This window comes from Saccharothrix sabaoui, from assembly GCF_051756985.1.
GTDB lineage: Bacteria > Actinomycetota > Actinomycetes > Mycobacteriales > Pseudonocardiaceae > Actinosynnema.
On sequence record NZ_JBPKJK010000030.1, the window covers coordinates 1 to 23,162 of the forward strand.

Below are 23,162 nucleotides of genomic sequence, written 5' to 3' on the forward strand. Positions count from 1 at the left end.
CGGTCCCCGGCGGCGCGGCGGCGCGCGGCGGCGTCGGCCCGGTGGGGGGCGCGGGCGGACCGCAGGGCTTCGGCATGTACCCGCCGATGGCCCCCGGCGCCCGCGAGGAGGACGGCGAGCACCGCAACCGCTACGACAACGGCCTCGACCTGCTCGACGACCTGCCGCCCGCCTTCCCGCCGGTGCTGGGCGAATGAGCGACGGCTTCCCCGCCGACCGGTCCGGCGACGGCTTTTCCGCCGCCGACCGGCCCGGTGCCGCCGCGTCCGCCGCCGGCCTCCCCGGTGGCGGTGGCGGTGGGTTCTCGGCGGACCCCGCCGCCCTGGCGGCCTTCGCCGGCCGGCTCGACGAGGCCGCGGACGAGGTGCGCGCCGCCGCGGCGCTGCTCGCCGAGCCCGTCGGCGACCTCGGCCCCGAAGGTGTGACCGAAGCCGTCGAGCACCTCGTCGCGGAGTGGTCACGGGTGCTGTCGGGCCTCGACCTCGCGGCGGACGCGGACGAGGTGCGCGCGGCCGGCGAGACCTACCGCCGGGCCGATGAGCTGCGCCATGACTGACTACGCCGGGCTCGGCTTCGACCCCGTCCCCGGCAGCGCGGGCGCCGTCGCGGCGGCCTCCGAACGCTGCTCGGCGGCGTTCGCGGTGCCCGACGGACCACCCGGGCAGTGGCAGGGTGCGGCGGCGGACGGGTTCAGGACGCGGTTGGAGGCGGTGGTGTCGGAGTTGACGGCGGTGCGGCGCGCGATGAGGGCGGCGGCCGAGGTCCTCGACGGCTGGGCCACCACGCTGCTCGGCAACCAGCGGCGCGCCGAGGAGCTGGACCGGCGCGCGCTGCGGCTGCGCCGGGCGCTGGCCGAGGCCGCCGACGAGCTGGACCAGACCGGCGCCCTGGCCCGCTTCACCCCCGCGCACGCCGAGGCGCACGCCCGCGCCACCGCCCGGCACGACGAGCTGCGCGGCCTGCTGGACGAGGTCCTCGACGAGGCGCGCCTGCTGGAGCGGGACCACCGCGCCGAGGCGCGCCGGGTCGCCCAGCGGCTGCGCGCCGAGGAACCGTCCACGCTGGTCGCCGATACCCTCACCGGGTTCTCGGCGTTCACCGCGGAGCTGGCGTCGGTGCTGCTCGGCCCACCTCGACCGGCGTCCGGCAGGGGCGCGGCGGCGGCGTTCCGGGCGGGCCTGGGGTGAGACTCGCACCCGTGCCGGGGGTGACCCCGGTGCCGCTGGGCACGCCCGAACGCACCGCGGCCGAGCTGCTGACCGTCCTGCGCCGCGTCAAGGGCACGCTCGACCCCGGCCTGGAGGTCTCCGCGACGCAGGCCGCCGAGATGGCGCACCGGCACGGCGCGGGCCTGCTGGCCGTGGTCGAGCACCCGGACGCGGACCCGGCGCTGCTGGTCGCGGCCGTGGTGCCGGTCGACCGGCCCGCCGACCCCGTCGAGCTGGGCACGCACCTCGACGGTCCGGAGATCCGCGACGTGACCCGGGGCGAGACGGCGACCGGCTACCCGGTGGTGATCGTGGAGCGCATCCCGGCGACCGGGCCGGGCGCGCAGCTCCAGGTCGTGGTGACCGACCCGGACCACCCGCGCGTCGCGGTGTTCACGCTGCACTCGCCGACCGGGCGCGGCTGGCTCGACGTGGCGGGCCTCGCGGGCCGGTTCGTCTCCGGGGTCGAGTTCGCCCCGCCCGCCGTCACCGCGCCCGGTACTCGCTCGGCGTCGACCCCACGACCTGGCGGAACGTCCGGGAGAAGTGCGCCGCGCTGACGAACCCGCAGTCCCGGGCGATCTCGCCGATGCCCCTGCCCGCCTTCGCCGGGTCGGCCAGCAGCGCCTTCGCCCGGTCGATCCGCAGTCCCCGGATGCGCTCCGACACGCCCTGCCCGTCGTCGAACAGCTGGTAGAGCCGCCGCCGGGAGATGAACAGCGCCTCGGCGACCCGGTCCGCGCCCAGCTCCGGGTCGGCCAGGTGCTCCCGGATGTACTCCAGCGCCTCGCGGCGGCGCGCGGCCAGCGCGTCCACCCGGTCCAGCTCGGCGCGCAGGGCGCTGCGCAGCACCAGCTCGGCCAGCCCCACGAGGTGGTGGGCCAGGCCGTGCGGGTCGAGCACGTGCGCGGCGGCCAGCACGTGCGCCACCGCGCCGGAGAACACCGAGCGCAGCGCCGGGTCCACCGGCACCGGCTGGAACATCAGCGGCTTCAGCTCGCCGAACCCGACCGTCAGCCGCGCCTCGGCCACGGTCAGCATCACCACGCCCGCCGGCAGCACGTGCAGCGAGCAGTCGGGGAACCGGAGCTGCGCGCCCCGCGCCCCGTCCCGGACGCCGGCGGGCACCGCGCAGCGCAGCAGCAGCTGGATGTGCTCGGGTGTCGTCGCGCCCCCGGTGAGCGCCGCTTTCGCGGCGGCGGCGCCGGAGGCGCGGACGGTCAGCACCCCACCGGCGACGTCCACGTGCGGCAGCCTAACCACCGGTTGTGCCCAACCCGCCGCGCGAACGCGGCCGGGCCACTACCTTCTGGCAGCATGGCGCGACGTTCGACCACCGCGGTGGTGCTGTCCCACCTGGAGTTCGACCTGCTGTGGGAGGACTTCGGCGAGGGCGACCCGCCGTACCCGCTGGAGGTGCCCTCGCACGGCGGGACCGAGGACGAGCGCGACGAGCTGGGCGCGGCCGTGCTGCGCACCCTCACCGAGGCGGGCCTGGCCGACGGCGACGACGTCTCGCCCGAGCTGGAGGACCTGTTCGGCCTGCTGGCGCACGGGTCGCCGAGCATCGACGCCCTCGTGTTCCGCCCGACGCCGTGGCGCGTGCTGGCGACCACCCGGGGTGCGCGCGGCGTGCTGGCCGTGCTCAACGACAGCGAGGTGGCCCTGGAACCCGTCGCCGACCCGGTGGCCGCCGTCCTCAGGGTCGTGGGCGACGCCGCGCCCGGCCCCGGCGACCCGGTCTCCCTGCCGCGCCCGGCGTTCTCCGCCGCGGTGGACGCCTACGCCACGCAGGGGCACGCGGCCCTCGAACGCACCCTCGCCCGAGCGGGCGTCACCGGCCGCGCGACCCGGGCGATCACCACCCTGGTCGACGCGCCCCGGGTCGCCACCGGCCAGCTCGCCGCCACCGGTCGCACCGGCCGTTCCCCGGTCCTGAGCTGGACCGACACCGCCGCCGGCCGCTACGCGCTGACCACCGAGCGCTCGGGCGCCGAGCAGTGGGTCCGGATCTCCCCGGCCGACACCGCCTGGCTGACCCGCCACCTGGCCGGCCTGGTCGACGCGGTGCGCTGAGGCGACGGCCCGACCGGCGGGGTGACGGCCCGGTGCGCTGGGACGACGGTCCGGTGCGTAGGGGTGACGGCCCGGCGCGGGGGCGGCCGTCCACTAGCATCTGCGCATCTGCCGGGGAGGTGCCGCGTGACGGGGGAGCAGGAGTCGCCGACGGGGTTCGCCCGCCGGCTGGACCGCCTCTTCCGCGCCGTGCACCCGGCGGGCCGCGAGCACACCTACGAGGAGGTCGCCGCGGCCATCCGCGCCGACGGCGTCACGATCTCCCACACCTACGTGTGGCAGCTGCGCAAGGGGCTGCGGGACAACCCGACCAAGCGGCACATGGAGGGGCTCGCCAAGTTCTTCGGCGTGCCCACGTCCTACTTCCTGGACGAGGACACGTCGGACGTGGACGCCCAGCTCGAACTGCTGGTCGCCCTGCGCGACAACTCGGTCCGCGCGGTGGCGCTGCGGGCGGCGGGCCTGTCCGAGGTCAGCCTCAGGGCGATCATGGGCATGGTCGAGCACGCCCGGTCGATCGAGGGGCTGCCGCCGGTGGACGACGAGGGCGGCCCGGGCTGAGGGCCGCGCGGGGGGACCGGGCGAGGCGGCGCCGGCTGCGCCGCGACTGCCGGGCGAGGCTCGCCGGCGTCGCGGTGCCGCGCCCCTTCACGGTGGAGGCGCTGTGCGCCGAGGTGGCTCGCCTGCGGGGGCGCGCCCTGCACCTGCACCCGCTGCCGTTCGCCGCCGCGCCCGGCGTGCCGTGCGGCCTGTGGGTCGCCACCCGCGACGCCGACCACGTCTTCCACGCCCGCGGCGCGAGCGCGCTGCACCAGCGCAACACCATCCTGCACGAGATCGGCCACGTGCTCTGCGACCACGGCCTGGAGGGCGGTCCCGCCGGCCTGCTGACCGACCTGGACCCCGAGGTGGTGCGGCGCGTCCTGGGCCGCACCACCTACTCCACGCCGCAGGAGGAGGAAGCGGAGATGGTGGCCGCGCTGCTGCTGGAGCGGGCGGGGTGGTCGACCGCGGACGACCGGCCGCCCGGTGTCCTCGGCCACCTGTCCGACGTGTTCGTCCACGGGAACCGCTGATCCCCGGTGGTCTTCGTCGAGATCGCCGTGCCGGGCGTGCTGTGGCTGCTCGCCGTGCTCCGCCTGCCGTGGCTGCGCGGCCCGGCGCGGCACCGGGCGACCGCCCGGCTGTTCCTGGCGCTGGCCCTGGCGGGCACCCTGGTGGACCGGACCGCGCGCCGGGTCGTGGACTCGGCGGCGGGCGTGCCCGACCTGGCGATCCTGCTCGGGCACCTGTCCGCCCTGGTGGCCCTGCACGCCGCGGTGCGGCTCACCTCGGAGGGCACGCGGTCCACGCGGCCCGCCGGCGCGGCGCTGCTCGTGGCGGCGGTGTGCATGACGGGGTTGTTCACCGCGCTGCCCCGGCGGCACGACCGGCCGGACTTCGGCCTGTGGCACGCAGGCGACCCGCGCGTGATCGCCTACCAGGGCCTGTTCCAGGCGTGCCTGGCCGTCGGCCTGCTCGCGACCGCACTGTTCCTGGCGCCGAGGTGGCGGGCGGCGCCGCGCGGCCCGCTGCGCACGGCGCTGCTGCTGCTGTGGGGCGGTGCGGCCGTCGGCCTGGTCTACGTGGCCGGCCGCCTCTGGTACGTCGTCACGCACGGCCTGGGCGTCCGGACGCCGATCTCCGGCCCGGTCTACGGCGCGGTCATGTCGCTGCTGCTCGGCGTGGCGCTGCTGAGCGCGGCGGCGGCCGGCCTGGTGCGGTTCGGCCTGCGCCTCCACCGGCACCGCGCCCACCGCGCGCTGCGTCCGCTGTGGGAGCGCCTCACGGCCGCCGTCCCCGGCGCGGTCCTCGAACGGCCGCCGCACCGGCTGGTCGAGCTGCTCCCGTCCGGGTCGACGGACCTGCGGCTCTACCGGCGGGTCGTGGAGATCCGCGACGCGCAGCTGGAGCTGATCGGCCGCGTCCCGGCCGACCTCCGCGCCGCCGCTCGCGCGGTGTCGGGGGACGGGCGCGCGCTGGACGCCTGCCTGCTGCGGATCGCGCTGTCGCCGGACCTCGTCGCCGTGCCGCCGGGGGAGAACCCCGGCGCGTCGGCGTGGCAGGCGGACGCGGGGCTCGACGCCGAGGTCCGCGACCTGCTGGCGCTGGCCCGGCTGTTCGACGACCCCGGTGTCGTCGCGGCGGCCGGAGCGGTCGTGGCCGGTGCCGCGGTGGCCGATGCCGGGTGACCGACGCCGGGGTGGCCGACGCCGGGTGACCGACGCCGGGATGGCGCGCACCCCCCGCTAGAAGAGGTCCGACTCGTGCACGTACCCGGTGAGGTTCTTGTGGACGTTGTCGTGGTCGAGCACCAGCGCCCACCACGTGTTCTCGAAGAACCGGCTCTCCAGGTACGCGAGGTCGTGCCCGGCCTGCATGACGCCGTAGCCGCACTGCATCAGCGGGCAGCTGTGCGCCCACAGGTCGTAGGCGGGCCGGTTCGGCCCCCGGCCGACGGTGTCGCACGAGTTCGAGACGTCGTAGAGGTTCAGGGCGTTCGCGTCCACGAAGCCGGCGATCGGCACCGAGGAGTTGAACGGGTGGGTGGCGACCACCATGTTCCACCAGATGCCCTAGTTGGAGGTGGAGCAGTGGACGCCGACCTGCTGACCCGCCGGGATGGAGTGGTAGCCGCAGCTCAGGGTGGCGCACTGGCGCACCCACGTGGTCGTCAGGGTGGTGGCCCAGAAGAGCGGGCCGTCCATGGCGGCCGACGCGGACGCCGGGGCGCCGGGCGCCGGGGCCGGGACGCCGGAGGAGGGGGCCGGGGCGGCGGTGGCCCCGGCCGTGGGCGCGAGGACGAGCGCCAGTGCCGCCGCCAGGGCGCCCGTCAACAACCTGAACCTGCGCATCAGCCGTTCCTCCGAGGAAGCGCGGCGCCGGGGGGCCCAACGCCGAGTTGATGTGAACTGGAGACTCGTAAATCTGAGTTGATACGAGTCCACATCGTGTCGGCGCGGTCCCGCCGCCGTCAACGCGCTTGTCCCGCCGGGCGGGCACGGCCACCCGCGCCGGCTACCTCCCCGGCAGGCCCTCCGGCAGGCCCTCCGGCACGACCTCGGCGACCAGGGCGGCGCCCTCCGCCAGCGCCCTCCCCGCGGCCTCGGCGGCCAGGCGCTCCACGGTGCCCGCCAGCTCACCGGGCCGCACGGCCAGCGCGTGCCGCTCGAAGGTCAGGCCGACGAGCTTGCCGTGCAGGTCGACCACCACCGCCACGCCGTCCGCCGCCGCCTCGCCGCGCACCGCGTCCAACCGCTCGCTCAACCCCACGTCACACCCGCCACGTCTCGGGAGTCGTGTCCTCGACCGACTCGACCATGCGCTCCTGCACCGACATCCCCAGCGCGGACAGGTCGCCCAGCGCCCGCTGCGCCCGGGCGTTCGCCCGCGCGGTCGCGGTGTCGACCAGCGCCAGGACCGCCCCGGCCAACGCGGTGGGCCCGAGCCGCAGCGACCGGGCGTCGAGGGTCAGGCCGCGCAGGCCGCCGCCCGGCCCCACCTCGACCGCGATGCCGGTGTCCGGGTCGTGCGCGTTCGCCGTGATCACGGGTGCACCCCTCCGTAGAACGTGGCCGAGCTGAGCCGGTGCGTGTTGCGGCGCACCGCGTCACCGGAGTTGCCCTCGATCAGCGTCACCGTGCCGCCGGAGACCTTCTCCACGATCCCGATGTGCTTGCTGGTCGCCGGGCTCGACGGCCCCGAGCCGAACAGCAGCACGTCACCGGGCTTCACGGCGCTCAGCGACGTGTACGCCTTGCCGTTGCGCTGCCCCCAGCGGAACACGTCGCCGGTGAACGGCAGCACCGGGATGTCCACGCCCGCCTTGCGCCACATGGACGTGGCGAACGACGAGCACCACGCGGCCGTCGGGCCGTACGGGTTGCGGTTGCTGCCGGGCGGGCTCTCGCGCGTGCCCAGCTCGCGCCGGGCGGCCGAGACGATGGTGCGCGCCTTGCCCTTGCCCCGGGCGTTCGACGGCCGGGTGCGGCCACCGGCGCCGCCCCGGGTCCGCTCGGCCCGGCCGTCGGCGACCCCGTCGTGCTCGACGTCCTTCTCCAGCGCCCGCAGCTTCCGCGCCGCGTCCTTCAGCTCGCCGCGCACGTGCCGCACGGCCGCCGCGGTCTCCTTGGTGTACGCGGGCTCCAGGTCCGCCGCCCGGCCGACGGCCTTGAGCAGCGCGGCCTGCGTGCCCACCTTCAGACCCGTGTCCAGGATGCCGGTGGCCTTGTCCAGGTACTCGTCCACGGCCCGCCGCGCCCGCGCGTGCCCCATGGTCAGCGCGCTCGTGACGCCCGCGACGATCCTCTCCGCGTCCCGCGCGGCCTCGGCGGTGGTCCGCAGCTGCCTGCCGAGCCTTGCCGAGCGCCGCTCGAACCCCTCGGAGTTGTCGCCCCGCCAGTGCTCCAGCACGGTCCTGGTGGCCTTGTCCTGCTCCTCGACCTGGTCGGTGAGCCCGGCCGCGGTCCGGTTCAGCGCGTACTGCGCCTTCACCGCGTCCTCGGCCTTGCCCGCCAACGAGTTCCGGTGCCCGATCATGCTCCCGGCGAAGTGCCGGGCCATCGCGCGCGCGTCCATCACCCCTCGCCCCCGCCCGTGAGCCCGCCGCGGAACGAGCGCGCGACGTCGTCCTCCTGCTCCCGGTAGGCCCGCGCCGAGCGCCGGGCCGACGTGGCCAGCGCGTCGGTGTTGTGCGCGACCGCCTTGACCTGCTTGCGCAGCGCCGCGCCGAAGTCGTCCAGCGCGTCCGCGAACCCCGACTGCTTCCCGATCCGCCCGAAGCTGTCGTCGGCGATCTCCCGGACCTCCCGCACGTGCCGCCTGCCGAGCGCGGTCAGGTCGTCGGCGGAGTTCCCCGTGCGGCGGGCGTAGTCGCGCAGCACGCCCAGGTCGACGGAGAACCCGCCGCCCTCGCGCCCACCACGGCCACCGCCACCACCACCGCCGCCGCGCCCGCCACCGCCGGACCCGCCACTGCCGGACCCGCCGCCGCGCTTCAGCGCCTCCACGCCGCGCCGCGCCTCGTCCAGGTGCTTCTTGTACGCGCCGTTGGTGTACGTGCTCCACGGCGTCCAGTCGCGACCGTCACCGGAGATCCTGTTGGCGGCCCGCGCGTTCTCCGCCGGGTCGAACAGCTCGCGGTTCGCGTCCAGGCCGAACTCGCGCCGCCGCGCCGGGCCGAGCGCGCCCAGCATGTTGACCTGCCACAGGCCGTAGGAGTTGTCCGGCGGCGTGGCGTTGTGCGCGCGGGGGTCGCCACCGGACTCGGCCAGCGCGACCGCCACGGCGATCGTGAGGTCCTGGCCGCGGAACCCCGCGTCGTGGGCGTGCCGGGCTATCCGCTCCGGGCTCAACGTGCTCATGGCGCCCACCCTGCACCCGCCGCCACCTGCGGCGGAACCGCCGTTGCACACGTGGACAGCGGCAGTGCACAGGACGGCTACAGTCGAACGCGTGGACGAGGGGCTGTACGACGAGGGCTTGTTCGGCGCGACCGACGAGGAGCGCGCGGAGCGCATCGCCGCCAACGCGCCGCTGGCCGTGCGGATGCGCCCGCGCACCCTCGACGAGGTCGTCGGCCAGGACCACCTGCTCGGGCCGGGCGCGCCGCTGCGGCGGCTCGTGGAGGGCTCGTCACCGGCGTCCGTGATGCTCTACGGCCCGCCCGGCACCGGCAAGACGACGCTGGCCACGCTCGTGTCGCAGGCCACCGGCCGCCGGTTCGCCGCGCTGTCGGCGCTGTCGGCGGGCGTGAAGGAGGTGCGCGCGGTCATCGACGAGGCGCGCCGCCGCCTGGTGCGCTCCGGCGAGTCGACCGTGCTGTTCATCGACGAGGTGCACCGGTTCTCCAAGACCCAGCAGGACGCGCTGCTCGGCGCGGTCGAGGACCGGATCGTGCTGCTGGTCGCGGCGACCACGGAGAACCCGTTCTTCTCGGTCGTCTCACCGCTGCTGTCGCGGTCGCTGGTGCTCCAGCTGCGGCCGTTGACCGACGACGCGGTCCGGGTGCTGGTCCGGCGCGCGATCGAGGACGAACGCGGCCTGAACGGCGCCATCACCGTCGAACCCGAGGCCGAGGACCACCTGGTCCGGCTGGCCGGCGGCGACGCCCGGCGCGCGTTGACCGCCCTGGAGGCCGCCGCCGACGCCGTCGACGGGGGCGGTGTCCTCACGTTGGCCACCCTGGAGGCCACGGTCGACCGGGCGGCCGTGCGCTACGACCGGCAGGGCGACCAGCACTACGACGTGACCAGCGCGTTCATCAAGTCGATCCGCGGGTCGGACGTGGACGCGGCGCTGCACTACCTGGCCCGGATGATCGAGGCGGGGGAGGACCCGAGGTTCATCGCCCGGCGGCTCGTGATCCACGCCAGCGAGGACGTCGGCATGGCCGACCCGACCGCGCTGCCGGTGTGCGTGGCCGCCGCGCAGGCCGTGCAGCTGATCGGGCTGCCGGAGTGCGCGCTGAACCTGGCGCAGGCCACCGTCCACCTGGCGACCGCGCCCAAGTCGAACGCGGTGACCACGGCGATCGGCGCCGCCATGGCCGACGTCCGCAAGGGCGCGGTCGGCTCGGTGCCCGCGCACCTGCGGGACGGCCACTACGCGGGCGCGGCGAAGCTCGGCAACGCCCAGGGCTACCGCTACCCGCACGACGTGCCCGAGGGCGTGCTGACGCAGCAGTACCCGCCGGACGACCTCGTCGGCCGCGACTACTACGAGCCGACCGGCCGGGGCAACGAACGGGTGCTCGCCGAACGCGTGCCGAGGCTGCGCCGCGTCGTGCGGGGGCAGGAGCGGTAAACCCGTTTCCGGAACAATCGGCTCTCTGCCACGGTGTGGTCGTGACGGAAGTACCGCTGAACGGCCACGCCCTGCTCGACTTCAACTCCCCGCTCTCCGACGCCAAGGCGTACGGCCTGATCGGCGGCCTGCGCCTGGCCCCCGGGCAGTTGGTCGTGGACTACGGCTGCGGCTGGGCGGAGCTGCTGCTCAGGGCGGTCGAGCACCAGCCGGGCGTCCTCGGCATCGGTGTCGACAGCGACGAGCACGCCATCGCCCGGGGCCGCGCGAACGTCGAGTCCCGCGGCCTGGCCGACCGCGTCACCCTGGCCCTGGCCGACGTGACGGCCTTCGACACCGACCCGGCGGACGTGGCCGTCTCCATCGGCTCCTCGCACGCGTGGGGTGACGCGAAGGCCACCCTGGAGGCCGTGCACGCCCGCCTGAAGCCCGGCGGCACCCTCCTGCTGGGCGACGGCTTCTGGGAGCGCGAACCCAACGCGACCGCCCGCGAGATCTTCGGCGACGCGGTGCCCACCTCCCTGCCGGGCCTGGTCGACCTGGCTCTGACCAGCGGCTACCGCCTCCTGAACCTCACCACCGCCACCCTCGACGAGTGGGACGACTTCGAGTCCCGCTGGTGCGCCTCCCGCGAGCACTGGCTGCTGGCCAACCCCGACCACCCGGAGGCCGCCGCCGTCCGCGAGGTGGTCGACGACCACCGCGAGGGCTGGCTCAAGGGCTACCGCGCCACCCTCGGCTTCGCCTACCTCACCCTGGCCCGCCCCTAGGGCCCTCCGCCTGCCCGCCCGGCCGGGGATACCGGGCGGGCACCCACCCCCCCCGAGAGTCCAACGCTCAGGTCTCGAGAGTCCAACGCTCAGGACCCCTGAGTTCTCCGTTCCGCATACCGACCGGTCGGCCCGAACGAAGAACTCACCGGGCCTGAGCGTTGGACTCTCGAGGCCCGGGCGTTGGACTCTCGCGGGGTCAGGGGGTGTCGGGTGGGGGGATGGAGGGGGCGGTGTGGAGGGGGTTGGGGAGGGTGCCGGTCTTCGGGACCGGGGGGCGGGCGGTCAGGTCCCGGTAGCCCAGGGTGATGCGGTAGCTGTTGAGCGGGAAGCGGAGGAACTCCGGGGCGGTCAGGGAGCCCGCGTCCATGCGGTCCGCCAGGTCCGGGAAGCGGGCGCGGTAGGCGTCGACCTCGCCGCGGACCATGCCCCAGAAGGTGCCGGGCGGCAGGTCGAGCAGGGTGGACAGGGGGCGGAACACGCCGACCAGCAGGGCGTCCACGACGTACTGGCGCAGCACCGGCCACGGTTTGCGCGGCAGCACCGGGTCGTCGGTGTCCGGGTCCAGGCCGCGGGCCGGCACGCGGTCGACTGACACGTTCACGTCGTCCACCAGGTCCAGGATCGCCACGCGGACGGGCAGGTGGGACTCGTCCGTGATCACCACGACGTTCTCCCCGTGCGGGTTGAACGTGATCCCGTACGTGTAGAGGAAGTGCACCAACGGGCGGAACAACGCCCGCAGCAGGGCCGCGAACCAGGCCGCGGGATCACCCGAACCGATGAACTCGCGCACCAGCGGCTGGCCGGAGCGGTCCACGTGCAGCAGCGCCGCCAACGACCACGAGCGCTCACCGGGGCGCAGCGCCACCGGCGAGCGCCAGATGCAGCCCAGCGTCTCCAGCCACTGGTACGGCACCGCGCCCGCCCGCGACAGCCGCGGGTGCCGCACGGTCACCGACGCCACCTCGCCGAGCAGCGCCGTGCCCCACGACCGGATCAGCTCGTCGGACTCCCACAGGCCGGTCAGCCACTCCGTGACGACCGGCGCGGCCAGCGTGCAGTGCGGCGGGATGCCCCGGTACACCGAGGTGTTCAGCACCCGCAGCGGCAGCTTCACCTGGTAGCGGTCGGGCGAGTCCACGTTGGACAGCGTCCGGATCGCCTGCGTCGGCAGGTACCGGTCCGGCGCCTCGCCCAGCTCCACGATCCGCCCGGTCGCCAGCTCCGGCGCCCACAGCGTGCGCACGACGTGGTCGAGCTGCCACGGGTGCACGGGCAGCCACGCGTACGCCGCCGGGTCCGCCCCGGCCCCCCGCAGCACGTCGGTGAACCGCTCCACCACCTCCGGCCCCAGCTCGTGCGCCCGCACGGCCGCCTCCGACAGCGACGACGTGCCCCGGAACTCGGCCAGCCCCCGGTGCACGGCCAGCCACGGCACCCGCAGCGGCGTGCGCGACTCGGGCGCGTACCGGGCGACGTCGTCCGCCGAGAACCCGACCCGCCCCTTGTTCGCGATCAGCCACGGGTGCCCGGTCAGGTGCCCGTCCAGCTCCGCGTGCGGCAGGGCGACCAGCTCGGGGACCGGGCGGGCGGTCGCCGCCAGCGCCACGTCGGCGGTCAGCGTCGCGGTCACCTCGGCGAGGAACCCGGCGGTGGTGGCCGGGTCCACCCCCAGCGACCGGAACGCGTCCACCACGAACCGCTGCACGTCGTCGCACGGCTCGACCACGTCGTCGCCGAGGATGCCCGCCGCGCCCCGCCGCACCGACCCGGGCTCCACGACCCAGCCGCCGAACGCGGTCCGCGTCGCCGAGAACGCGTACACCGCGTCGTCGAACCGCAGCTCGTAGCCGGGTTCGGGCTCCAGCAGGCCCTCGAAGCACAGCTCGCCGATGGTCTTGGCGAGCAACGCGGCCGAGCACTCGCGCCACAGGTCAGTCAACGTCGTCCCCCGGTGCGGTGAAACTGGTGTAGGCGGTGTGCTCGGGCAGCGGGTACACCTCGCGGCCGGTCACCGCGTTGAGGATCGTGGCGTTGCGCACCGCCCCGATGCCCAGGTCGGGCGCCGCGACGCCGTGGCTGTGCAGGTCGGCGTTGGCCACGAACACCCGGCCGGTGACCGACGGGTCCAGCGCGATCGAGTGGTCCAGCGCCACCACGTACCGGCCGGCGTCGTCCCGGCGCACGAGCGGCTCCAGCGGCGCGAGGAACGGGGTCGCCGCCTGCCGGTACCCGGTCGCGGCCACCACCAGGTCGGTGACGTGCGTGAACGTCCGCCCGGTGTCGCGGTGCGCGCACGTCAGCTCCACGCCGGACGCCGTCACCCGCGACGACACCACGGCCACCCCGGGCCGCAGCTCCACGGGCGCCAGGCCGCGCTCCCACTCCCGCCGGTACAGCAGGTCGTGCAGCTCCTCGATGGTCTCCGAGGAGATCGCCCGGTAGTGGCGCCACTGCTCGGCGCGCACCGCGTCCCGCCGCTCCCGCGGCAGCGAGTGGAAGTGCCGCACGTACGCCGGCGTGGTCATCTCCAGCACCAGCTTGGTGTAGTCGAGCGGCGCGAACACCGGGGTGCGGGTCAGCCACGTCACGGCGGGCCCGCCGGTGGACAGGTTGCGCCGCAGCAGGTCCAGCACGACCTCCGCCCCGGACTGCCCGGACCCGACCACGGTCACCCGCGCCGCGCCCACGTCCCGGTGCAGGTACTCGGAGGTGTGCACGACGTCCACCCCGTCCAGCGCGGCCGGCACGTGCGGCTCCGTGCCCACGCCCAGCACCAGGTGCCGGGCTTCGAGGGAGAAGCTCTCGCCGGACGCCGGAGACCCGGACGCCGGAGACCCGGACGCCGGAGACCCGGACGCCGCGGACCCGGACACCACGAACCGGTCGTCCTCCCACCGCACCGAGGTCACCGGGTGCGAGAACCGCACGGGCAGCCGCGACGCCGCCCACCGCAGGTAGTCCTCGTACTCCCGGCGCGTCGGGTGGAACCTCTCCCGCACGTAGAACGGGTAGAGCCGGTCGGCGTCGCGCAGGTACTCCAGGAACGACAGCGGGTGCGTCGGCGCGACCATCGTCACCAGGTCGGCCAGGAAGCTGACCTGCAGCACCGCGTCGTCGAACATCATCCCGGAGTGCCAGCGCAGCTCCGGCCGCGCCTCCAGCACCACCACGTCCACGTCGTCCACCGTCGACGCGAGCGCCGCCAGCCCCAGGTTGAACGGCCCGCAGCCGATCGCGAGCACGTCCACCGACTCGCGGGCGGTCACCGCGTGCGCACCATCAGCAGGGCCACCTTGTCCGGCAGCAGCACCTCGCCGACCGGCGCGAACCCGCCCGCGGTGAACGAGCTGATCGCCCGCCGGTTGCGCACGTCGGGCTCCAGCACCACCCGCGTGCACCGCGGGTCGGCGGCGAACAGCGCGTCGGCCAGCACCGGCAGCAGCGACCGCACGAGACCCCGGTCGGTCATCGCCAGGTCCCCGACGGCGAGGTGCACGCCGAGGTCGTGCGGCCGGGCCGGGTACGCGGTCGCGACGACGTCCCGCGCCGCCCGGTACACCTCCACGTACAGCAGCGGGTCGTCGTCGCGGCCGACCAGCAGCGGCAGCGAGTGCACGCCGGCCAGCTGCCCGCGCAGCTCGGCGTCCCACCGCTCGCGGGGCCACGCCTGGTGCCAGAACGCGACCACGTGCGGCGCCTGCATCCAGCGGTGCACGAGGTTGAGGTCCCGGTCGGGGTCCACGGCCCGCGCGCGCCACCCGTCGGCGAGCACCGGCAGCGGGGGACCGGGCACCCCGGACAGGTCGTCGGTCGGCCGGTAGGCGTCGAGGTGGGTCACCGGGCGCACCTGCCCTCCCGCAGCGGGTTGGGGGCGTCGAAGTACACCGACTGGGCGTCCAGCGGCGCGAGCACCTCGTCGATGCCCCGGAGCCTGGTCATCAGGTTCGCCTTGCACGGCAGCGAGTCCGCCGTCAGCCACCGCCGCGCCAGCCGGTCGCCGTCGGGGCCGGCCTCGGCGAGCGCGGGCAGCGCCGACTCCAACCGGGACGCCACCACGGCCAGCAGGGCGCGCTCGTCGGCCAGCCCCTCCACACCCAGGCAGCCGACCACGGCCAGCGCCTGGTTGCGCAGCAGGTAGTAGGTGAGCCGGTCGTCCACGACCGCGTCGTCCACCACGGCCAGCGCGGAGGACGCGACGCCCAGCCGCTCCAGCACGTCCGGCAGGCGCGAGGACGCCAGGTAGTAGCCCTGGTTGTCCCGGTACCGGCCGCCGACGACGCGTCCGGCCGGGTCGAGCCGCACCAGCGTGTTCTGCTGGTGCGCCTCCAGCCCGATGCCGGTCTCGGCGTAGAGCCGCAGCATCGGCACCAGCACGTGGTCGGTGTAGGAGGCGACCCACTCGGCGGCGTCGAGCCGCATCACCAGCTCGCCCAGCAGGCTGCGCCCGATGCCCGGCCGGGGCGCGACGAGACCGGCGAGGCAGCGCGAGTCGCCGATGCCGTCGGGCACCTCGCGCACCGCCACGTCCAGGCCGGTGACCTCGCCGCCCTCGTCGACCGCGAGCCACGACGGGTCGCGCACGACCGAGAACTCCGGGTGCGCCTTCTCCGTGCCGGCCGCGTACCCGGACTCCAGCAGCAGGTGGACCTCCGACCCGCGGCGCAGCTCGGTGGACGTCGACTCGCGCCGCGAGTTGGTGATCCGCAGGCCCAGCGACAGCTTCAGCATCACCGGCGCGCCCGTGCGGTACACCGTGCGCAGGCTCGACGTGGGCGACCAGGCGGGCCCGAACTCGCCCAGCGGCTCCAGCAGGCCCCGCGACACCAGCGAGGCGGTGCGCGGCCGGCGCAGCAGGTCGTGCGCCTGCCACGGGTGCGCGGGCACCAGCACACGACCCGGTTCGGGGGCGCGGCCGGCGAGCGCCGACATCAACGACGGCGCGTCCGGCCCGGCGACCGAGCCGTGCGACACGACTTCCTCGGCCGCGGCGAACCAGAACAGCGGGAACGAGCCGCGCAGCTCCGGCGCGAACCGGGCGTTGTCGGCCTCCGACAGCCCGTCGCGGCTCTTGGGCGCGGGGTGGTGCAGGTGGCCCAGCATGAGGCGCTGCTCGGCGTCGAGGAACCGGTCGGCGGGACCGACCGGCGTGCGCCTGCGGTGCGCCACGAACCCGGCCACCCGGCGCACGGACTCGGCGGTGCGCTCCACCAGGTCGGCGACCTCGCCACCGGCCCCGTCGCCCGCCAGCTCGGCGGCGACCAGCGCGACCGCCACCACCGGGTCGGCGGGGCGGCCCGCGAGCGTCACCGGGCCGAACCGGTGCCACCCGGTCGCCGAGCGGTACCGGACGTCGGCCTCCAGCGGCACGCCCAGCGCCTCGATCCGCACCCGGTCGCCCACCGGCACGCCCCGCTCGCGCACCCAGCAGCGCAGCAGGGCCTCCAGGTGGGCGTGCTCGGCGGTCGACCGCGGGTCGTCGCCCTCCAGCGGGTCAGGTCTCATGCCACTCCCTCCAACAGCCGTTCGGCGGCGGAGCCGGCCTCGCGGACCAGCGCCAGCAGCGCCGCCAGGTCCGCCTCCCGGGCGTTCGGGTTGAGCAGGGTGAACTTCAGGCAGGTCGCCTTGTCGACCTCGGTGCGGCCGATCAGCGCCTGGCCCGAGCGCAGCAGCCGCCGGCGCAGCCGCGCGTTCACCTCGTCCGACCGCGACTCGTCCGCCGGTCGGTAGCGGAACACCACGGTGGTCAGCGTCGCCCCGCCGACCAGCTCGAACGCCGGGTCGGCGGCGATCAGCGCGGCGGCGTGGCGGGCCAGCTCGTGGCAGCGGTCCACCAGCGCGCCCAGGCCGGTGCGCCCCAGCGCGAGCAGCGTGGCGGCGACCTTCACCGCGTCGGGGCGGCGCGTGGTCTGCAACGTGCGGCCCAGCGTGCCGTCGTAGCCCTCGGCGCGGTCGTCCTCGGGGTTGAGGTAGGCCACGGACCGCTCCAGCGCGTCGAACGACGCCGCCGACCGCACCAGCAGCAGGCTCGCCGCGGCGGGCTGCCAGCCGATCTTGTGCAGGTCGGCGGTGACCGAGTCGGCCAGCGCCAGGCCGTCGACGAGCCCGGCGAGCTTCGCGGAGAACACCGCGCCGAAGCCGTAGGCGGCGTCCACGTGCAGCCACGCGCCGTGCTCGCGCGCCACCTCGGCCACCTCGTGCAGCGGGTCGACGGAGCCGAAGTCCGTGGTGCCCGCGGTGGCGACCACGGCGACCGGCGTGCCGCCCGAGCGCAGCTGCGAGGCCAGCGCGTCGGGGCGCATCCGCCGGTTCGAGTCCACCGCCACCTGCCGCACGGCCCGCTCGCCGATGCCCAGGGCCGCGCAGGCCCGCTGCACGGAGAAGTGCGCCGCCTCGGAGCAGAGCACCACCGGGTCGGGCAGGGCGGCCACGCCGTCGGAGCGCACGTCCACGCCGATCCGGGCGGCGGCGGCGTCCCGGGCCAGGAGCAGCGCGGTCAGGTTGGACAGCGTGCCGCCGGGGGTGAACACGCCGTCCGCGCCCGCCCCGAACCCGGCCAGCCGGGCCAGCGCCGCCACGACCCACCGCTCGACGGCGATGGCGCCGGGCCCGGAGTCGTAGGTGTCGAGCGAGGCGTTGCCCGCGGCGGCCAGCGCGTCGGCCGCGACGGCCACGGCCAGCGGCGGCGGTTGCAGGTGGGCGGCGGCGAACGGGTGGGTGAGGTCCACGCCGTGCTCGACCAGCACCTCGGTGATCACGGCCAGCGCCGCGTCGGCGCCCAGGCCGTGCTCGGGCAGGTCGCCGAGGCGGGCCGCCGCGGCGGCGAGCACGTCGTCGGGGCGGCCGGGCGGGATCGGTCGTCCGGAGGGACTGGCGGCGAACACGGCACCTCCGACGATTGGCTAAGGCTAGCCTTACCTCATCTACTCGGCGTGGTGTGTGTCAAGCGCTCCGACGGACATGACGATCACTCCGGTGTCACGCTAGCCGCCGGGCGCACGATCGAATCGACCGCCAAATGGGGGGTCTTGGCCGGCCGTCCCACCCCGTGGCACGACGTGCGGGCGATCTCGTTCGGACCCCCCGGACCGCGCGCGGTAGCCTTGGCCCCCACCCGAGTCTTGTCAGAGCCACCAGGAGGGCCCGTGTCGCCAGGGCAGATCGCCGCGCTGGTCGCCGCCGGCGCGTTCGTGCTGCTTGTGCTGCTGCTGGCGATCCCGTTGATCAAGCTGGGCCGGACGCTGGACGAGGCCACGATCGCCATCCGCAAGGCCCACCAGAACAGCGACCCGATCTTCACCGGCGCGAACACGACGATCACGCACGTCAACACGCAGCTGGAGCGGGTGGACGGGATCACCGCCAACGCCCGCGCGGTCACCGGGAACGTCTCCGCGCTCACCTCGCTGTTCACCGCCACCCTCGGCGGCCCGCTGGTCAAGGCCGCCGCGCTGTCCTACGGCGTGAGCAAGGCCGTCCGCGCCCGCCGCGCCGCCAAGGAAGTCCCCGGCAAGCACCTCCGGCGCAGGGGCGGGCGATGAAGCGGATCTTCTGGTTCGGCCTCGGCATCGCCGCCGGCGTCTTCGCCACCCGCAAGGCCGGGCAGGCCGCGCACGCCGCCACGCCCGCCGGCATCGGCGAGAACGTCGGCCAGGGGCTGCGCGAGCTGGCGGGCGCCCTCGGGTCCTTCGGCGCCGACGTGCGCGCCGGCATGTCCGAGCGCGAGCAGGAGCTGCACGACACCGTGGAGCGGCAGACGGGCCACACCACCGGTCGGCGAGCGCGCAGGGCGAACGACTGAACGAGGGTCGTTCGCCTCGCCACGCCCACCCACCACGCACTTCGTAAGGAAAGCCCGTGCAGACCCACGAGATCGTCAAGCGCTTCCGCGAGCACTTCGAGAACGCCGGCCACACCGTGGTCCCCAGCGCGTCGCTGCTGCTCGACGACCCCAACCTGCTGTTCGTCAACGCCGGCATGGTGCCGTTCAAGCCGTACTTCCTCGGCGAGGCCCCGCCGCCGTACGAGCGCGCCACCAGCGTCCAGAAGTGCGTGCGCACCCCCGACATCGACGAGGTCGGCAAGACCACCCGCCACCTCACGTTCTTCCAGATGGCGGGCAACTTCAGCTTCGGCGACTACTTCAAGGAAGACGCCATCCGGCTGGCCTGGGAGCTGGTCACCGGGTCCCAGGACGACGGCGGCTACGGGTTCGACCCGGAGCGCCTGTGGGTGACCGTCTACCTCGACGACGACGAGGCCGCCGAGCTGTGGCAGAAGGTCGCCGGCCTGCCGCCGGAGCGCATCCAGCGCCGCGGCGTCGAGGACAACTACTGGTCGATGGGCGTGCCCGGCCCGTGCGGCCCCTGCTCGGAGATCTACTACGACCGCGGCCCCGAGTACGGCGCCGAGGGCGGCCCGGTCGTCGACGAGGACCGGTACCTGGAGATCTGGAACCTCGTCTTCATGCAGAACGAGCGGGGTGCGGGCGGGGCCAAGAAGGACTACCCGATCCTCGGCGAGCTGCCCGCCAAGAACATCGACACCGGCATGGGCGTCGAGCGGGTGGCGTTCCTGCTCCAGGGCGTCGACAACGTCTACGAGACCGACCTCGTGCGCGCCGTCATCACCGCCGCCGAGGAGCTGTCCGGCCGCCGCTACGGCGACAACGAGGTCGACGACGTGCGCTTCCGCGTCATCGCCGACCACGCCCGCTCCGGCGTGCTGCTCGTCGGCGACGGCGTCACCCCCGGCAACGAGGCCCGCGGCTACGTCCTGCGCCGCCTGCTGCGCCGCATCATCCGCTCCTCGCGCCTGCTCGGCGTCACCGAACCCGTGCTCAACCGGTTCGCCGCCGTCGTCCGCGACACCATGGGCCCGACCTACCCCGAGCTGGTCAGCGGCTTCGCCCGCATCGAGCAGGTGCTCAAGGCCGAGGAGGAGACCTTCCTCCGCACGCTCGACGCCGGCTCGCGGATCTTCGAGACCGCCGCCGGCGCGGTGAAGGCCGAGGGCCGCGCCACCCTGCCCGGCGACAAGGCGTTCCAGCTGCACGACACCTACGGCTTCCCCATCGACCTCACCCTGGAGATGGCCGCCGAGGCGGGCCTCACCGTGGACGAGGCCGGCTTCCGCAAGCTGATGGCCGAGCAGCGCGCCCGCGCCAAGGCCGACGCCGCCGGCAAGAAGACCGGCCACGGCGACCAGACCGTGTACCGCGAGCTGCTGGAGCTCGGCGCCACCGAGTTCACCGGCTACTCCGAGCTGGCCAGCGAGGCCACCGTGCGCGGCATCGTCAGCGGCGGCAAGCGCGTGCGCACGGCGAAGGAGGGCGACATCGTCGAGGTCGTCCTCGACCGCACCCCCCTCTACGCCGAGTCCGGCGGCCAGGAGAGCGACGCGGGCACCATCGTCACCGGCGGCGCCGAGCTGGAGGTCGTCGACGTCCAGAAGGTCGCCCGCAAGCTGTGGGTGCACCAGGTGCGCGTGGTCAGCGGCGAGATCGCCGAGGGCGAGCACGTCGAGGCCCGCGTCGACCCCGAGTGGCGCGTCGGCGCCCGCCAGGGCCACTCCGGCACGCACGTCGTGCACGCCGCCCTGCGCCAGGTGCTCGGCCCGTCCGCCCTCCAGAGCGGCTCCTACAACAAGCCCGGCTACCTGCGGCTCGACTTCGCCTGGACCGGCGGCCTGTCCGACGCCACGCGCAGCGAGATCGAGGAGGTCTCCAACCTCGCGGTCCGCAAGGACCTGCCGGTGCAGGTCGTCTACACCGACATGGGCGGCGCCCAGGAGATGGGCGCGGTCGCCCTGTTCGGCGAGACCTACGACGAGACGGTGCGCGTCGTCGAGATCGGCGGCCCCTGGTCGCGCGAGCTGTGCGGTGGCACGCACGTCGAGCACTCGTCCCAGATCGGCCCGATCACGGTCATCGGCGAGTCGTCCGTCGGCTCCGGCGTGCGCCGGCTGGAGGCGTACGTCGGCATCGAGGCGTTCCAGTACCTGGCCCGCGAGCGGGCCCTCGTGCAGAACGTCGCCACGCTGCTGAAGGTGCCCGACGCCGAGGTGCCCGCCCGGGTCGAGGCCCTGGTCGAGCGCCTGCGCGCGGCCGAGAAGGAGCTGGAGAAGGTCCGCGCCGCCCAGTTGCTGTCCTCCGCCGGGTCCCTGGCCGAGCAGGCCCTGGACGTGCGCGGGCTGTCCCTCGTCGCGCTGGCCCTGCCCGAGGGCACGACCGCCGCCGACGTGCGGTCGCTGGCCGGCGAGGTGCGCAACCGGCTCGGCGCCAAGCCCGGCGTCGTCGGCCTGTTCGCCCCGGACGGCGACAAGGTCAGCTTCGTGGTGGCCACCACGGCCGCCGCCCGCGACCTGGGCCTCGCCGCCGGCAAGCTGGTGCCCGCGTTCGCCCCGGCCGTCGGCGGTCGCGGCGGCGGCAAGCCGGACCTGGCCCAGGGCGGCGGCACGAACCCGGCCGGCGTGCAGGAGGCCGTGGCCGCCCTGCGGGCCGAGGTGGATCGCGCCCTTGAGCAGCGGTGACCGCGCCGGCGTCGACGACCCCGGCCTCGGGCGGAGGCTGGGCGTCGACGTCGGAGCGGTGCGGGTCGGGGTCGCCCTGAGCGATCCCGGGGCCTTCCTGGCGACGCCCCTGGTTACCCTGTCCCGTGACGAGAAGGCCGGTCGGGACCTCAGCGACCTGGTCGGCCTCGTCGCCGAGCACGACGTGGTCGAGGTCGTGGTCGGGCTGCCCCGCACGCTCGCGGGCAGGCACGGGCCGGCGGCGGAGAAGGCGGCGGCGTACGCTGCGGCGTTGGCCGAGCGCGTCGCCCCGGTGCCGGTGCGGCTCACCGACGAGCGGCTGACCACCGTCACGGCGAGCCGGGTGCTCGCCGAACGCGGTGTGCGAGGCAAGAAGCAACGTGCTGTCGTGGACCAGGCTGCCGCGGTCGAGATCCTGCAGTCCTGGCTGGACGCACGAGCGCGACACGTGGCCCGTTCCGCCGACGAGGGACGAGCCCCCGGAGCTAAGGACGGCTCGTGAACGACGACCTCGGGTTGTTCGCCGATCCCGACGCGCGCGCTGACGAGCGGACGCGCGGCAAGAAGAGCGCCGCCGCCGCGGCGGCCCGCCGGGCCAGGGCCAAGCGCAAGCGCACGATCCTCTGGGTCGTCGTGGCGCTGGTGCTCGCGGGCGGCGCCGGTGGCGCCTACTACGGCTACCGGGTGCTGAGCGGCATCGGCTCCTACGAGGACTACAGCGGCACCGGCGAGGCCGACGTGGTGGTCGAGGTCAAGGACGGCGACTTCGTGTCCTCGATCGCCACCACCCTCCAGGAGCAGGGCGTCGTGGCGAGCGCGCGGGCGTTCACCGAGGCGGGCGCGCAGGACGACCGGCTCACCGCCATCCAGCCCGGCTTCTACCTGATGAAGACCAAGATGTCGGGGGCCGCCGCGGTCAGCCGCATGGTCGACTCGACGTCGAAGATCACGCCGCTGGAGGTCAAGGGCGGCAACGTCCTGCACGACCTCACCGCGCCGGACGGCTCCACCACCAAGGGCATCCTCTCGATGCTGTCCGACGCCTCGTGCGTCGAGCTGGACGGCACCAAGAAGTGCGTGCCGGTGGAGCAGTTGCGCGACGTCGCCGACAACGCCGACCCGCAGGCCCTGGGCATCCCCGACTGGGCGATCCCGGCGGTCAACGCCGCGCCCCGGGAGAACCGCCTCGAAGGGCTCATCGTCCCCGGCCTGTACCACCTCGACCCGGGCGCGAGCGCCGCCGACCTGCTGCGCGCCGTCATCACCACGTCGCTGGGCCGCCTCCAGAGCTACGGCATCCCCTCCGGCTCGGGCGCGACCGGCTTCAAGCCCTACGAGGTGCTGGTCGTCGCGTCGCTGGTCGAGAAGGAGGGCAAGACCAAGGACTTCGGCAAGATCGCCCGGGTCGTCTACAACCGGCTCGCCAAGGGGCAGATCCTCGAACTCGACTCCACGGTCAACTACAAGCTCGACCGGCCCATCATCACCACCAGCGACGAGGACCGCGCGCGGTCCGGGCCGTACAACACCTACAGCGCCGACACGAAGGGCCTGCCGCCCACGCCGATCGGGTCGCCGGGCATGGAGGCGGTGAAGGCCGCCATCAACCCCGAGGCGGGGGAGTGGCTGTTCTTCGTCAAGTGCGAGACGGACGGCACGACGTGCTTCAACGTCACGTTCGACGAGCACGACGCCGCGGTGTCCGAGGCCAGGCGGAAGGGCGTCTTCTGAC

Annotated in this window: 26 protein-coding genes and 1 pseudogene; 15 read left to right on the forward strand and 12 right to left on the reverse strand. The window is 75.0% G+C overall.

Features of this window, described 5'->3' with window-relative positions:
• The 4 genes and pseudogenes from ACR807_RS11935 to ACR807_RS11950 all read left to right on the forward strand — a co-directional run.
• A pseudogene (locus tag ACR807_RS11935) lies at positions 1-197 on the forward strand (WXG100 family type VII secretion target); the annotation flags it as partial.
• Positions 194-556: a hypothetical protein gene (locus ACR807_RS11940; RefSeq protein WP_438921327.1), complete on the forward strand. Its 363-nt coding sequence runs from the start codon at positions 194-196 to the stop codon at positions 554-556. The pseudogene ACR807_RS11935 and the gene ACR807_RS11940, both read left to right, overlap by 4 nt.
• Positions 549-1,187 carry a hypothetical protein gene (locus ACR807_RS11945; protein WP_438921328.1) on the forward strand — a complete coding sequence of 213 codons (639 nt, stop codon included), beginning with the start codon at positions 549-551 and terminating at the stop codon, positions 1,185-1,187. The genes ACR807_RS11940 and ACR807_RS11945 overlap by 8 nt, the downstream gene beginning before the upstream one ends.
• 11 nt (positions 1,188-1,198) lie before the next feature.
• Entirely contained in the window at positions 1,199-1,768 is a 570-nt protein-coding gene (locus ACR807_RS11950; protein ID WP_438921329.1) for a hypothetical protein, read from the forward strand.
• Here ACR807_RS11950 and ACR807_RS11955 read toward each other — a convergent pair.
• The gene (locus tag ACR807_RS11955; RefSeq protein WP_438921330.1) at positions 1,695-2,453 is read right to left on the reverse strand and encodes a helix-turn-helix transcriptional regulator; all 759 of its coding nucleotides are present in this window, start codon (positions 2,451-2,453) and stop codon (positions 1,695-1,697) included. The two genes, ACR807_RS11950 and ACR807_RS11955, sit on opposite strands and share 74 nt — an antisense overlap.
• A gap of 72 nt (positions 2,454-2,525) precedes the next feature.
• Here ACR807_RS11955 and ACR807_RS11960 point away from each other — a divergent pair, with 72 nt between their 5' ends.
• The 4 genes from ACR807_RS11960 to ACR807_RS11975 all read left to right on the forward strand — a co-directional run bounded on the left by ACR807_RS11960 (position 2,526) and on the right by ACR807_RS11975 (position 5,515).
• Complete coding sequence (locus ACR807_RS11960) at positions 2,526-3,284, forward strand: ESX secretion-associated protein EspG (RefSeq protein WP_438921331.1); 759 nt, start codon at positions 2,526-2,528, stop codon at positions 3,282-3,284.
• 126 nt (positions 3,285-3,410) lie between these two features.
• Positions 3,411-3,845 carry an XRE family transcriptional regulator gene (locus ACR807_RS11965; RefSeq protein ID WP_438921332.1) on the forward strand — a complete coding sequence of 145 codons (435 nt, stop codon included), beginning with the start codon at positions 3,411-3,413 and terminating at the stop codon, positions 3,843-3,845.
• A gap of 74 nt (positions 3,846-3,919) precedes the next feature.
• Positions 3,920-4,360 carry a M48 family metalloprotease gene (locus tag ACR807_RS11970; protein ID WP_438921333.1) on the forward strand — a complete coding sequence of 147 codons (441 nt, stop codon included), beginning with the start codon at positions 3,920-3,922 and terminating at the stop codon, positions 4,358-4,360.
• A gap of 6 nt (positions 4,361-4,366) precedes the next feature.
• Positions 4,367-5,515 carry an MAB_1171c family putative transporter gene (locus tag ACR807_RS11975; protein WP_438921334.1) on the forward strand — a complete coding sequence of 383 codons (1,149 nt, stop codon included), beginning with the start codon at positions 4,367-4,369 and terminating at the stop codon, positions 5,513-5,515.
• 57 nt (positions 5,516-5,572) lie between these two features.
• Here the strand turns inward: ACR807_RS11975 and ACR807_RS11980 are convergent, their stop codons facing one another.
• From ACR807_RS11980 to ACR807_RS12005, 6 genes are all read right to left on the reverse strand, one after another.
• Positions 5,573-5,884, reverse strand: a complete 312-nt coding sequence (locus tag ACR807_RS11980; protein WP_438921335.1) for a hypothetical protein — start codon at positions 5,882-5,884, stop codon at positions 5,573-5,575.
• Between the two features lie 15 nt (positions 5,885-5,899).
• Positions 5,900-6,178 carry a hypothetical protein gene (locus tag ACR807_RS11985; protein WP_438921336.1) on the reverse strand — a complete coding sequence of 93 codons (279 nt, stop codon included), beginning with the start codon at positions 6,176-6,178 and terminating at the stop codon, positions 5,900-5,902.
• 163 nt (positions 6,179-6,341) lie between these two features.
• Positions 6,342-6,596 (reverse strand): hypothetical protein, encoded by a 255-nt coding sequence (locus ACR807_RS11990; RefSeq protein WP_438921337.1) that lies wholly within the window; start codon positions 6,594-6,596, stop codon positions 6,342-6,344.
• Position 6,597: 1 nt separating this feature from the next.
• Entirely contained in the window at positions 6,598-6,873 is a 276-nt protein-coding gene (locus ACR807_RS11995; RefSeq protein WP_438921338.1) for a YbaB/EbfC family DNA-binding protein, read from the reverse strand.
• A complete protein-coding gene (locus ACR807_RS12000) occupies positions 6,870-7,901 on the reverse strand; it encodes a CHAP domain-containing protein (RefSeq protein WP_438921339.1) in 1,032 nt (343 codons plus the stop codon). The genes ACR807_RS11995 and ACR807_RS12000 overlap by 4 nt, the downstream gene beginning before the upstream one ends.
• Entirely contained in the window at positions 7,901-8,686 is a 786-nt protein-coding gene (locus ACR807_RS12005; RefSeq protein ID WP_438921340.1) for a type VII secretion target, read from the reverse strand. Before ACR807_RS12005 ends, ACR807_RS12000 begins: the two co-directional genes overlap by 1 nt.
• Positions 8,687-8,777: 91 nt before the next feature.
• On the opposite strand from ACR807_RS12005, the gene ACR807_RS12010 reads away from it, so the two are divergent.
• Both ACR807_RS12010 and ACR807_RS12015 read left to right on the forward strand, forming a co-directional pair.
• A complete protein-coding gene (locus tag ACR807_RS12010) occupies positions 8,778-10,127 on the forward strand; it encodes a replication-associated recombination protein A (RefSeq protein WP_447008771.1) in 1,350 nt (449 codons plus the stop codon).
• Positions 10,128-10,168: 41 nt separating this feature from the next.
• Positions 10,169-10,897 (forward strand): SAM-dependent methyltransferase, encoded by a 729-nt coding sequence (locus ACR807_RS12015; protein WP_438921341.1) that lies wholly within the window; start codon positions 10,169-10,171, stop codon positions 10,895-10,897.
• A gap of 199 nt (positions 10,898-11,096) precedes the next feature.
• Here ACR807_RS12015 and ACR807_RS12020 read toward each other — a convergent pair whose 3' ends face one another.
• Genes ACR807_RS12020 through ACR807_RS12040 form a run of 5 tightly spaced genes read right to left on the reverse strand, consistent with a single transcriptional unit; the run spans position 11,097 to position 17,784 of the window.
• Positions 11,097-12,842 (reverse strand): IucA/IucC family protein, encoded by a 1,746-nt coding sequence (locus tag ACR807_RS12020; RefSeq protein WP_438921342.1) that lies wholly within the window; start codon positions 12,840-12,842, stop codon positions 11,097-11,099.
• Positions 12,835-14,169 carry a lysine N(6)-hydroxylase/L-ornithine N(5)-oxygenase family protein gene (locus tag ACR807_RS12025; protein WP_438921343.1) on the reverse strand — a complete coding sequence of 445 codons (1,335 nt, stop codon included), beginning with the start codon at positions 14,167-14,169 and terminating at the stop codon, positions 12,835-12,837. The genes ACR807_RS12020 and ACR807_RS12025 overlap by 8 nt, the downstream gene beginning before the upstream one ends.
• Entirely contained in the window at positions 14,166-14,741 is a 576-nt protein-coding gene (locus ACR807_RS12030) for a GNAT family N-acetyltransferase (RefSeq protein ID WP_438921344.1), read from the reverse strand. The genes ACR807_RS12025 and ACR807_RS12030 overlap by 4 nt, the downstream gene beginning before the upstream one ends.
• Complete coding sequence (locus ACR807_RS12035) at positions 14,738-16,405, reverse strand: IucA/IucC family protein (RefSeq protein ID WP_438921345.1); 1,668 nt, start codon at positions 16,403-16,405, stop codon at positions 14,738-14,740. Before ACR807_RS12035 ends, ACR807_RS12030 begins: the two co-directional genes overlap by 4 nt.
• Entirely contained in the window at positions 16,402-17,784 is a 1,383-nt protein-coding gene (locus ACR807_RS12040; RefSeq protein WP_438921346.1) for a pyridoxal phosphate-dependent decarboxylase family protein, read from the reverse strand. Before ACR807_RS12040 ends, ACR807_RS12035 begins: the two co-directional genes overlap by 4 nt.
• A gap of 261 nt (positions 17,785-18,045) precedes the next feature.
• Here ACR807_RS12040 and ACR807_RS12045 point away from each other — a divergent pair, with 261 nt between their 5' ends.
• Genes ACR807_RS12045 through mltG form a run of 5 tightly spaced genes read left to right on the forward strand, consistent with a single transcriptional unit; the run spans position 18,046 to position 23,161 of the window.
• Positions 18,046-18,441, forward strand: coding sequence for a DUF948 domain-containing protein (locus ACR807_RS12045; protein WP_438921347.1), 396 nt, complete (start codon positions 18,046-18,048; stop codon positions 18,439-18,441).
• Positions 18,438-18,701, forward strand: a complete 264-nt coding sequence (locus ACR807_RS12050) for a hypothetical protein (RefSeq protein ID WP_438921348.1) — start codon at positions 18,438-18,440, stop codon at positions 18,699-18,701. Before ACR807_RS12045 ends, ACR807_RS12050 begins: the two co-directional genes overlap by 4 nt.
• Positions 18,702-18,757: 56 nt before the next feature.
• Complete coding sequence (gene alaS, locus ACR807_RS12055) at positions 18,758-21,430, forward strand: alanine--tRNA ligase (RefSeq protein ID WP_438921349.1); 2,673 nt, start codon at positions 18,758-18,760, stop codon at positions 21,428-21,430.
• Positions 21,417-21,932, forward strand: a complete 516-nt coding sequence (gene ruvX / locus ACR807_RS12060) for a Holliday junction resolvase RuvX (RefSeq protein ID WP_438921350.1) — start codon at positions 21,417-21,419, stop codon at positions 21,930-21,932. The genes alaS and ruvX overlap by 14 nt, the downstream gene beginning before the upstream one ends.
• A complete protein-coding gene (gene mltG, locus ACR807_RS12065) occupies positions 21,929-23,161 on the forward strand; it encodes an endolytic transglycosylase MltG (RefSeq protein WP_438921351.1) in 1,233 nt (410 codons plus the stop codon). Before ruvX ends, mltG begins: the two co-directional genes overlap by 4 nt.
• Position 23,162 lies beyond the last annotated feature (1 nt).